The sequence below is a fragment of the Vibrio anguillarum genome (genome assembly GCF_003390515.1).
Taxonomy (GTDB): Bacteria; Pseudomonadota; Gammaproteobacteria; order Enterobacterales; family Vibrionaceae; genus Vibrio; species Vibrio anguillarum.
Genome location: NZ_CP031479.1, coordinates 786,322 through 798,155 on the forward strand (window position 1 = coordinate 786,322; position 11,834 = coordinate 798,155).

9 protein-coding genes are annotated in these 11,834 nt (G+C 47.9%); 1 reads left to right on the forward strand and 8 read right to left on the reverse strand.

The window, feature by feature from the left end; genetic code table 11:
- Positions 1 to 243: 243 nt before the first annotated feature.
- Positions 244 to 1,023: a TSUP family transporter gene (locus DD616_RS07675; RefSeq protein ID WP_208872141.1), complete on the forward strand. Its 780-nt coding sequence runs from the start codon at positions 244 to 246 to the stop codon at positions 1,021 to 1,023.
- Here the strand turns inward: DD616_RS07675 and DD616_RS07680 are convergent.
- From DD616_RS07680 to gltB, 8 genes are all read right to left on the reverse strand, one after another.
- A complete protein-coding gene (locus tag DD616_RS07680) occupies positions 947 to 1,819 on the reverse strand; it encodes a LysR family transcriptional regulator (protein WP_017047463.1) in 873 nt (290 codons plus the stop codon). The genes DD616_RS07675 and DD616_RS07680 overlap by 77 nt on opposite strands.
- A gap of 102 nt (positions 1,820 to 1,921) precedes the next feature.
- The gene (locus tag DD616_RS07685; RefSeq protein ID WP_013856095.1) at positions 1,922 to 2,542 is read right to left on the reverse strand and encodes a TRIC cation channel family protein; all 621 of its coding nucleotides are present in this window, start codon (positions 2,540 to 2,542) and stop codon (positions 1,922 to 1,924) included.
- A gap of 74 nt (positions 2,543 to 2,616) precedes the next feature.
- A complete protein-coding gene (gene btuF, locus DD616_RS07690; RefSeq protein ID WP_208872142.1) occupies positions 2,617 to 3,441 on the reverse strand; it encodes a vitamin B12 ABC transporter substrate-binding protein BtuF in 825 nt (274 codons plus the stop codon).
- Entirely contained in the window at positions 3,442 to 4,395 is a 954-nt protein-coding gene (locus tag DD616_RS07695; protein WP_208872143.1) for a cobalamin biosynthesis family protein, read from the reverse strand. It abuts the gene before it with no gap.
- A gap of 17 nt (positions 4,396 to 4,412) precedes the next feature.
- Entirely contained in the window at positions 4,413 to 5,108 is a 696-nt protein-coding gene (gene mtnN, locus DD616_RS07700; protein WP_208872144.1) for a 5'-methylthioadenosine/S-adenosylhomocysteine nucleosidase, read from the reverse strand.
- A gap of 240 nt (positions 5,109 to 5,348) precedes the next feature.
- On the reverse strand, positions 5,349 to 5,774 hold the full coding sequence (locus DD616_RS07705; protein WP_081244961.1) for a DUF1499 domain-containing protein: 426 nt from the start codon (positions 5,772 to 5,774) through the stop codon (positions 5,349 to 5,351).
- 140 nt (positions 5,775 to 5,914) lie between these two features.
- On the reverse strand, positions 5,915 to 7,327 hold the full coding sequence (locus DD616_RS07710) for a glutamate synthase small subunit GltD family protein (RefSeq protein ID WP_208872145.1): 1,413 nt from the start codon (positions 7,325 to 7,327) through the stop codon (positions 5,915 to 5,917).
- An 18-nt stretch (positions 7,328 to 7,345) separates the two neighbouring features.
- Positions 7,346 to 11,809, reverse strand: coding sequence for a glutamate synthase large subunit (gene gltB / locus DD616_RS07715; protein WP_094148031.1), 4,464 nt, complete (start codon positions 11,807 to 11,809; stop codon positions 7,346 to 7,348).
- Positions 11,810 to 11,834: the final 25 nt, after the last annotated feature.

Sequence of the window (11,834 nt, forward strand, 5' to 3'; positions counted from 1 at the left end):
GCGTTAAAAAATAATAAATCAGTAGGTCTAAGACCTACATGACAACCTCATTGCCCGCTGAATTAAGCGGGCTTTTTTTATTCGGCCGAATTGAATCGTTTTACCAATGAAGAAGAGATTTGGCCTAGAGGATAGCTTTTTAATTGATGAAAAATGGGAATGGGTTGTTGTCTTGGCTTTCGCTGTTTTCACCTTTTAAGTGGTGTTATTGTTGGTTTTTATTGTTCAATGCGTTGATAAGAAATGGAACTTTCACTGGAAGTATTAGGCCTGTTGTTTTTGGTTGCAGGGATTGCAGGGTTCATTGATGCGATGGCTGGCGGTGGCGGTTTGCTTACTTTGCCGGCTTTGCTGGCAGTAGGCGTGCCACCGACTCAAGCGCTGGCTACCAATAAGCTGCAAAGCTCATTTGGCAGTTTCTCCGCCACTTGGTATTTTGTACGCAATGGCATTGTGAACCTAAAAGAGATGAAGTTGGCGATAGCTTGTACTTTTATCGGCGCTGCGTGTGGGGCTGAACTTGTGCAGCATATGGATGCCAGTTTGTTGACCAGCTTAATCCCGCTGTTGCTGATCGGTATTTCGCTCTATTTTCTACTTGCACCCGCGACGAAAACCCACAATGGGCCTGCTCCATTGTCTGAAACGGCTTTTGCTTTTACGGTCGGTTTTGGTATCGGTTTTTATGATGGTTTTTTCGGTCCGGGCACCGGGTCTATTTTTACGGTCTGTTTTGTCGTATTTGGTCATTTTTCGTTGATTGAAGCGACTGCAAGAACCAAGGTTCTCAACTTCACTTCAAACATTGCTGCGCTGCTTTTTTTTGTTATTGCTGGCTTGCCGATTTGGAAGATAGGGCTGGTGATGGCCGTTGGTGGTTTTTTAGGGGCGAGAATGGGTGCAAAGATAGTGGTGACTAAAGGGCAGAAATGGATCCGCCCATTAGTTATTGTGATGTCGATGTTGATGGCAATAAAACTTCTTTGGCAACAGCATCAGCAATGGTTGTTATCAATCTTTTGACCCTTGGCGAGCGATAACTATTGCTGCGCAGACAGAGATGAACAGGCCGAACCAAAGGTTGTAGTTCATCAAAATCAAAGTAATAGCGAGGTTCAATGTTCAGCGCTTTAATCACTGAAAGTGGTACTAAAGCAGGCGTCATGCCTCCTAATGCCAATTGTGCTGCGGCCGTATACGAGTCCATTTCCATCTGTGGCGTGATGGCGAGTTTCGCCAATATATCGACTTGATAGGCGTTCGCTGGGTTGGATAAATCATTGGTAACGAGCTGTTTAGGTAGCGAAGATAAGGGTGTTTGGCTGACAATGTAAAAGGGTTCATCTACCAGATGAAACGTCATTAGCCCATGATTAGCGGGTAAGTAGCCTGCGCAAAATCCTAATGTCGCTTTGCCTGATTGAACGTGCTGAACAATCCTCGGCGTATGGTTCGTGGTGATGGTGATGAACTTATCGTGCTTGAGGTACTGCCCCATGGTGGTATTAATATAGCCAGCGACTAACGTTTCTGAGCAGTCTATCCTGATCAGTGTGGCATCCGTAAAAGATTGCTGATCGAAAATTAAACCGCATAACTCACTAAAGCTTGGGCCAATAGTTTCAACCAAGGCCTGTGCATCTGTGGTTAATTTAATCTGTCGGCCATCAGGCTCAATCAGCTTTTTACCGACTCTTTTTTCTAAATTAGCAATCCGCTTACTAACGGCGGACTGGCTAATGTAGAGTAGGCTGCCCGTACGCCCCATGGTTTTTTCTTTGCTCAGTACCAGCAAAGTTTCGATACCTTCTAGCAACATAATTAATGACGATGAGGAATAGATTAGCTCATCTTATCGCAAAGCGACCATAACCCATAGCGTCTGTACATGTTACTGTTTGTGGTTTTGATGAAATCGGCTTTATTTATTCAGTGCAAAAGTGGGCAGTGATAAGTGCCAGCGGATCGCGCCAAGTCGAATGATCAAGGTTGAGGCCACTCCGGCCAGAAAGGCGCTTGAGCTATCGTAGCCCATCGCTAGTGCTGTGGTATGAAACAGACCGCCGATGATACAAGCTGTAGCATAGACTTCGCTGCGCAGCACCATTGGAATTTCACGGGCCAGTACATCACGAATAATACCGCCGCCACAGCCAGTAATAACGCCCATGATTACCGCAACCATGGCCGAGTCTTGATAGTTCATCGCCTTTTCAACACCAATGCCAACAAATACCGCTAAACCGATTGCATCACAAACGGGTAAGATCCACCAAGCAACGCGTTTAGGCCTGCGAACCAGCAGCATGGTGAGTAAACAAGTGATGAAAATGACCCAAAGGTAAGTGGTGTCTTTTATCCAGAAAACTGGCGTCGCACCCAATGCCATATCACGAATTGTTCCACCGCCAATTGCAGTAACGCTCGCAAGCACGACCACGCCAAACGGGTCCATTTTTAATCGACCAGCTAATAATACGCCAGAAATGGCAAAGATAGCCGTACCAAATAAGTCAATAAGATAGAGCAGCATGGAGTCCATGTTACTGGGTTCTCTTTAGTCGTTAATGGAACAAAATTCGGGCAGGAATTGTACGAGATTTTATTACGCAAGCGTTAGCGTTTTTGGCGAACGACGGAAAAGTACTCACACACTTCTTCTATCGCTTGCAGTGTTCTGGGCGTTGGTCGATTTAACCAATCAGAGGTCAGTGCCCACACAAACCCGTTTTGTACAGCGGGTAGTTGCTGTTGCCACTTTTGCCACATCGTGCCATTTTTTATCGCATGTTCAGAGGTGAAAATTACATCAGGTTTAGCCAGCAGCACTTGCTCAATCCCAACTTGAGGGTAGGGGGATGCGCTGTTGGCAAAAATATTTTCGCCGCCACAAAATTCAAAAACCTCACTGGGCCAACTGCCTTTGGCCAGTGTGATGATCGGTTTTTCACTGAGTTGATAGAAATAACGAACTTTACTTTGGCTGCCATAACTCTGTTTCAGAGTGATGAGTGATTGACGAAAATCACGCGCCGCTTGTTGGCCGATCTTTGGATCATCAGCAAATTGGCTAAGTGCTTCAATATTATTGGCAATGTCATCGAGTTTTTGAGTTTTTGTCGTATAAATCCTCAGCCCCAACTGCTTTAATTTATCGAGCTCCTTCGCCGGATTGCCCGCAGGCCAAGCAATCACTAAATCCGGTTTTAGGGTAAGAATGCGCTCTATATTCAACCCTTGGTAATTGGCCACTTTTTCGAGTTTGAGTGCTTGTGCTGGGTAGTCACTGTACTCGCTGACGGCCACCAATTTATCACCAAGGCCAGCCGCAAAGGCCAATTCCGTGGCATGAGGCGCTAAGCTAATGATGCGTTTAACTTGCGCTTGAACTGGAAAAGCCACGCACAGCGTGACGACAACATTGAGAAACAGTAAACGCATCTAAAATCCTTGATGGACGAGCAGCAGTATCATGCTCTCTAATGCTATCCACGCGAAAATACGCCAAGCTAGCAGTTTTTGGATTTGCGCAAGGTGGAAGGCTGATGGGGCGATACGTCCGCCTATTTTTACGCGCAGGGCTTTTTTATCACCGTAGATAGCTGGGCCACCTAAGGCCAGTGATAGTTTATTGCCGACGGCGGTTAACAACCATGCAGGCCCCGGGAGTGGCCATAAGCGGCTTTGTTGTAACATGGCTGAGAAGGTGTTTGATGCGTTGCGACCAATGATAATCAAGAGGCTAAATAGGCGCAGTGGCACAAAGTCAAGCACAGCCAGCAAGCGTACCGATGGAATACCAAAAGGATGAAACGCCGCTCGCGAAGGCGCCCAAGCTCTGGCGAGTTCAGCGATGAGACGGTACATCAACGCGCCAATACCGCCAAGACAGGCGTACCAAAATAGCACTGCAATCACGTTGCGCCCATAGCCAACAATGACGGTTTCAGCCCCCGCCTTACCTAACCCCAGCGCTGATAAGCTATCGGTTTCACGATTCACAAAAGGGGCAAGCACGCTGCGAGCGTATTTTTTGTCTTCTTTGCTGAGTGCGCCGATAAGCTGATTGGCTAATAATTCTTGGCTACGCCAATCAAATGCGAGTAATAGTAGCGCTAAATCAAATAGTTGAGGTTGCCATACCAAAGGTTTTAACGCGACTAAGGTGACCCATGCGGGGAGGCACATCAATAGCCAAGCCAGTGTGCCGGAAAGTAGGCTTTGTGAATAACTGCTACTGGTATTGACTTTATCCGCTAATATTTCCGCAAATTTTCGCCACAAAGTGACGGGATGAGCGTTACGCGGGATGGGTAAAATAAGATGAAAGGCAACCGCTCCCCACATCACGAGGAGCGTACCGTTGGCATACAAGTAGGTGATTAACTCGTCCATGTTGAGTCTGTCACTGCTTACTTAAGCAGTTCGACCATCTTCATCACCATTTCTGATGAGCTTTGTGCGGCAAGCGGTAAAAATTCATCAAAGGACATCGGAGACGCTTTATCGGCTACATCTGAAATGGCGCGAACGACCACAAAAGGCACTTTGAATTGGTGGCAAGTTTGTGCAATTGCTGAAGCTTCCATCTCAACCGCAATCACGGTTGGGAAGTGTTGGCGAATAAAGCTTTGACGCTCAGCGGTACAAACGAAAGCATCCCCGGTACAAATCAGGCCGCGTACCGCGTGCTTATCTTTGATGTGTGTGAGTGCTTGTTCTGCAACGCGGATCAATGCATCATCCGCTTTGAAAGCGGCTGGTTGACCTGCCATTTGCCCCATTTCATAGCCAAATGCTGTTACATCGGCATCATGGTGACGAACTTCGCTTGAAATGACTACATCACCCATGGTTAAGCTTGAATCAAAACCACCTGCAGAACCGGTGTTAATCACTACATCTGGTTGGTATTCATTAAGTAAAAGAGTGGTGCCAATGGCTGCGGCGACTTTACCAATGCCAGATTGTAGCAGCACCACATCCACCCCATGGATTTGACCTGAAAAATAGGTGCAGCCCGCTTTGCTGACTTCTTGAACATTGTCGATTGCGTCTTTTAATATCGCGACTTCTTGCTCCATCGCGCCAATAATGCCGATTTTCATGAGGTTTCTCTTATTCGGTTAGTAGTAAATATTCGGTTGATAGTAAATATCTGGTGAATATACCCTTCCTACTTGAAGCCGCAGCGGTGTTGGCTACGTTCGTTCACCCCAATCACATAGTTTGCCTATGCTCATGGGGACTCACTCACTTGCCGCCTACCTGCAACTCCAAGTTGTTTGGGTATAGCTAAATTGGCCGAAGTTTAGCACGAAACTTTCCGCCAGTGCGATATTGAGCAACTATTCAATCAAGCCTGCTTTGGTGAGGTTTTCTCGCAGTGTTTCTGCTCGCTTACGATTGACGCCCATATCTGAATAACCAATGCGCGATTCAGATCGTACGATTAAACGGCCGTTCTCTATCTTAAGTTCAAGATCATCCACAAATCGCCAAATACGACTGGTGCATTCAATGCGGAGATAATTGTCCTCTTTCACCGCCGTTTTAGAGCGAGGAATAGAAAGCGCAACCGCTTCAATTTTATCTAAAGAGACGCCTGTTTTGAGGATAAAGGGAGATAGCGAGAACGCGTTACGCTCATCTTGAGTTGAAACGCAATTCGGTTTATTTCCGCAAGGGGTCGCAGTGCGATCGGTCATAGTTGTCACTCCTTGGCTGCAAGCGGTTAGTGTGGCAAACATCAGTAAACTTAGTACTACGCGCATGATAGTCCTTATCAAATGAATCCTCATTACCAATCGCCAAAATACAAGCAAGCTGCAGTGTCGATGGTTGAAGGAAAATGGCCTAAGAAAAAAGGATTCACGTTACCATGAATCCTTCAAGGATATTAAGCAGTTAAGGCTTAAAGGCCTAAGTAGTCAAGTATTCCTTCTGCGGCTTTGCGCCCTTCGTCAATGGCCGTGACGACCAGATCGGAGCCGCGCACGGCATCCCCACCAGCAAAAATTTTTTCATTACTGGTTTGGTACTGGAACGATTGCTGCGACGCGGCCTTAATGCGTCCCCATTGATCAAGTTCAACGCCGAATGGCTCAAGCCATGGCATGGCATGTGGCTGAAAACCAAACGCCATAATGACGGCATCGGCTGCCAACACATGTTCGCTACCCGCAACGGGCTCGGGCTTGCGACGCCCAGCGGCGTCAGGCTCCCCTAAAGCGGTTTGCACCACTTTAACGCCACTCACTTGGCCTTGTTCATTGACCTCAATGGCGAGCGGTTGCAGGTTGAACATAAATTCTACGCCTTCTTCTTTGGCATTTTTCACTTCTCGGCGCGAACCCGGCATGTTCTCTTCATCGCGTCGGTAGGCACAAATCACTTTGGCGGCATGTTGGCGAATGGAAGTACGCACGCAATCCATCGCAGTGTCTCCGCCTCCAAGTACCACGACTTTTTTGCCCGCCATATCAATAAATGTTTGGGGTGATTCCAAACCCATCACTTTATAAGTATTTGACACTAAGAAGGGTAGAGCATCGTAAACACCGTTTGCTTCTTCATTTTCTAGCCCTGCGCGCATGTTTTGGTAAGTCCCGACACCGAGAAAAACGGCATCATATTCATTAAGCAGCGTCTGCAGTGTGATGTCTTTACCTACTTCGATGTTGAGCTGAAATTCGACGCCCATCTCACTGAAAATGCGGCGGCGGTTTTCCATTACGCCTTTTTCAAGTTTGAAAGAGGGAATACCAAAGGTTAGCAAACCACCAATTTCAGGATAGCGATCAAACACCACGGGCTTTACTCCGTTGCGCACTAAAATATCGGCTGCGGCTAGGCCTGCTGGGCCTGCACCAATGATCGCCACTTTCTTATCCGTCCACTCCACGTGCGACATGTCTGGTTTCCAGCCCATCTCAAACGCTTTGTCGTTAATGTATTTTTCGATGTTACCTATGGTGACCGCACCAAAGTCATTGTTTAGGGTACAAGAGCCTTCACAGAGGCGATCTTGTGGGCAGACTCGCCCACAGACTTCGGGCAAGCTGTTGGTTTGGTGCGATAGTTCAGCGGCTTCAATAATGCGCCCTTCGTTGGCCAGTTTTAGCCATTGCGGAATGTAGTTGTGCACTGGGCATTTCCATTCGCAGTAAGGGTTGCCGCAATCTAAGCAGCGATCCGCTTGAGCGGTCGCTTGCTGTTTAGTAAAGGGTTCGTAAATTTCGACGAACTCGATTTTGCGAATAGTGAGCGGCTTTTTTGCCGGATCAACTCGATTCACATCAATAAATTGGTATACGTTCTGGCTCATTAATCTGGCTCCTTCCAATTATTGCGCTTGAACGCGAAGTTCGGCGGCACTGCGGCTTTGATGGCCGAGTAGGGTTTGCAGATCCGCCGCCTGGGGTTTGATGAGATAGAACTTTGGAATCCATTCATCAAAGTTCGCTAAGATCTGTTCAGCATGCACCGACCCCGTCTCTTCCAAATGCTCGGCAATTAAACCACGTAAATGTTCTTGGTGAATGTAGAGATCTTGCAATGAAATAGCCTCTACTGATTCACTATTGACTCGACCTTGGAAATCACCGTTTTCATCCATCACGTAAGCAAAGCCGCCCGTCATACCCGCGCCAAAGTTAACGCCTGTTGCACCCAAAATGGCGACGATTCCGCCTGTCATGTATTCGCAAGCGTTATCACCAGCGCCTTCGATAACCGTGATAGTGCCAGAGTTACGCACACCAAAACGCTCTCCCGCTTTGCCAGCCGCAAACAGCTTGCCGCCCGTTGCGCCATATAAACAGGTGTTGCCGATGATCGTAGCGTCGTTGCAGTTAAAAGCGGTACCAAGGTGGGGTTTGATGACCAGCTTCCCGCCTGCCATCCCTTTACCAACATAGTCATTGGCATCGCCAGTAAGGTAAAGCTCAACACCACCCGCGTTCCATACACCAAATGACTGACCTGCTGTGCCATCGAGATAAATTTTAATCGGCGAGGCGGCTACGCCTTGGTTACCATAACGTTTGGCTATTTCACCAGATAGGCGAGCACCGAGCGAGCGGTCAGTATTCTGTACGTTATAATACAAGCTGATCGATTGTTGTGCTTCAACTGCCGCTAAAGCGTCATCGACAAATTGTTGGTTAAGTTGTCCTTTATCAAACGGTGTATTGGGTTGAGTCCAGTAAAGCGGATGACCCTGAGCGGATACTGGCGCTTCCAATAAACCGGATAAGTCCAATTTGCTTTGCTTAGCGGTCATCCCTTCAAGTACTTCTAGTAAATCGGTGCGGCCAATCAGATCGGTGAGCTTTTCAACGCCCAACTGCGCCAAGTAACCACGGACTTCGTCGGCAAGACCGATGAAATAGTTCATCACCATCTCAGGTAAGCCTTTGAAATACTCTTTACGCAGCGTTTCATCTTGCGTTGCTACGCCTGTCGCACAGTTATTAAGGTGGCAAATCCGTAAGAATTTACAGCCCATCGCGACCATAGGAGCTGTGCCAAAACCGAAGCTTTCGGCACCTAAAATCGCGCCTTTAATCACGTCCAGTCCTGTTTTTAGACCACCGTCAACTTGAAGTCGAATTTTGTGGCGCAGGCCGTTTGCGACTAACGCTTGTTGGGTTTCAGCAAGGCCGAGTTCCCAAGGGCTACCAGCGTATTTTACCGAGGTGAGTGGGCTAGCCGCTGTACCGCCGTCATAACCAGAAATAGTGATAAGATCGGCGTAGGCTTTGGCAACGCCAGTGGCAATGGTGCCAACGCCCGGCTCTGAAACTAATTTGACCGAAACCAAAGCTTTTGGGTTAACTTGTTTGAGATCGAAAATCAGCTGGGCTAAATCTTCAATCGAATAAATATCGTGGTGCGGCGGTGGTGAAATTAAGGTCACGCCTTGCACTGAATAGCGCAACTTGGCAATTTCCGCGGTCACTTTATGGCCGGGAAGTTGGCCACCTTCACCCGGCTTTGCTCCTTGCGCCACTTTAATTTGCAGTACGTCAGCATTGGTGAGGTAATGCGGAGTCACGCCAAAACGCCCTGATGCGACCTGCTTAATACGGGAGTTACGTTCAGTGCCAAAACGGCGTGGATCTTCTCCACCTTCACCAGAGTTGGAGTAGCCACCTAAGCGGTTCATTGCGGTCGCTAACGCTTCATGAGCTTCTGGGCTTAAGGCGCCAATCGACATCGCCGCAGAATCAAAACGTTTAAATAGCTCCGTACTGGGTTCAATTTTTTCCAGTGCTAGCGGTGTCGCTGATTTTTTTAAGCGCAGCAAATCGCGCAACATCGCGACGGGGCGTGCGTTGACCTGCTGGGCAAAGCTTTGGTAATCGGCACTTTCACCTGATTTAACTGCGGCTTGTAAGGTACCAACCACATCTGGGTTATAGGCATGGTATTCACCACCATGCACGTATTTTAATAAGCCACCTTGTTCGAGCGTTTTACGTTTGGTCCACGCTTTGCGCGCTAAATTAAATAGATCTTGTTGGAAGTCTTCGAAGTTAGCACCTTGAATGCGCGTGGTGACGCCTTTAAAACACAACTGAACTACGTCGCTATGTAGGCCAACCGCTTCAAACAGCTGCGAGCAGCGATAAGAAGCGACGGTTGAAATACCCATTTTCGACATGATTTTCAATAAACCTTTGTCGATACCGTAACGGTAGTTTTGCATCACCTCGCGATAGCTTTTTTCCAACGTGCCATCATCAATCATTTTGCCGAGCGTTTCGTAGGCCAAGTAAGGGTAGACGGCGGTTGCGCCAAAGCCGATTAAGACTGCAAATTGATGAGGGTCACGTGCGGTGGCGGTTTCGATAATGATGTTTGCATCGCAGCGTAAATTGGCTTCGACTAAGCGAGTGTGTACTGCGCCCACTGCCATTGCCGCTGGGATCGGCAGTTTATCCTTATGCAAAGCGCGGTCAGACAATACGATCAATACCGATCCTTGGCGTACGGCCTCCTCTGCTTGTTGGCAAAGTTCGAGCAAAGCTTGCTTGAGATCCTTATGCTGTGGATCGTAATTGATGTCTAAAATGGTATTGCGATAGTGTTTGTCGCTGAGCTCCAATAGCTGTTGCATGTCGGAATAGAGCAAGATAGGTGAATCAAAGGTAACACGATAAGCGTGACCATCGGTTTCACAGAACACGTTCATCTCTTGGCCGATGCTGGTGGCTAGTGACATCACGTGCTTTTCACGCAGTGGATCGATAGGCGGGTTCGTAACTTGGGCAAATTTTTGGCGGAAATAATCGGTAACCAAGCGCTCTTTCGAAGAGAGCACCGCCATCGGCGTATCATCACCCATTGATCCCACCGCTTCTTGGCCTACATCTCCCAGTACGCGCAGTACTTGATCAATCTCTTCGTTGCTCATTGCAAACTGTTTTTGATAGGTTTTCAGCTCGTCATTGTCAAAGCTGCGCTCGCCCACCAAGTCGTCACTGAGTTCAGAAAATGGCGTTAATCGGTGGACGTTATTTTTCATCCACTCGCCATAAGGGTGGCGGCTTTTGAGATCGTTATCAATTTCACTAGATTGCCACAATTTCCCATGACGGGTGTCGATCACCAGCAGTTCACCGGGCCCAACGCGGCCTTTTTCAGCCACTTCATCGGGCGCGTAATCCCAAATTCCGACTTCAGAGGCGAGGGTGATGAGTTTATCTTTGGTGATCACATAACGCGCAGGGCGAAGGCCATTGCGATCAAGGTTACAAGCAGCATAACGGCCATCCGATAACACAATGCCAGCTGGGCCATCCCATGGCTCCATGTGTTTTGAGTTAAAGTCGTAAAAGGCACGAAGGTCTGGGTCCATATCAGGGTGATTTTGCCACGCCGGCGGCACTAACATACGCATGGCACGGAAAATATCCATTCCCCCCGCTAAAAACAGATCGAGCATGTTGTCTAAGCTTGATGAATCGGAACCTGTTTCATTGACAAATGGCGCGGCGGTTTGCAGATCCGGTAGTAGGGGAGAGGCAAATTTGTAAGCCCGTGCTCGCGCCCATTGACGGTTCCCTTCGATAGTATTGATTTCACCATTGTGCGCTAAGTAGCGGAACGGCTGTGCTAGTGGCCAACGTGGCTGAGTATTGGTTGAAAAGCGCTGGTGGAACAAGCAAATGGCTGATTCCATCCGTAGATCAGCTAGGTCAAGATAAAAGCGCGGTAGGTCAGCAGGCATGCACAAGCCTTTGTAAACAATGACTTGAGTCGATAGTGAGCAAATATAGAAATCACGATCTTCGGTGATCTGTTTTTCAATGCGACGGCGAGCAATGTAAAGGCGTCGTTCAATGTCTCGTTCACGCCAACCAGCGGGAGCACTAATAAAGACTTGTTGAATATCAGGCACGGATTCGGCAGCAATAGGGCCAAGTACAGCTTGGTTCGTTGGTACGGTTCGCCAACCTGTCACTGTGAGTGTTTCTTGCGCCAGTTCTTTGTTGATAATATCGCGCGCTGATTGCGCTTTGACCGGATCTTGACTGAAGAAAATCATACCAATCGCATACTGTTTGGCGAGCTTCCAGCCTTTTTCTTCAGCGATGAGTCGTAGGTAACTATCTGGTTTTTGTAGTAATAGACCACAGCCATCACCGGTTTTACCATCGGCTGCGATGCCGCCACGGTGGGTCATGCGATCTAATGCTGAAATCGCGGTTCTGACTAATTTATGGCTGGTTTGGCCTTCCATGTGGGCGATCAAACCAAATCCACAGTTGTCTTTCTCTAAACTTGGATCATATAGAGCCATTGCAATTCTCCCTTTGCTTCTCTGT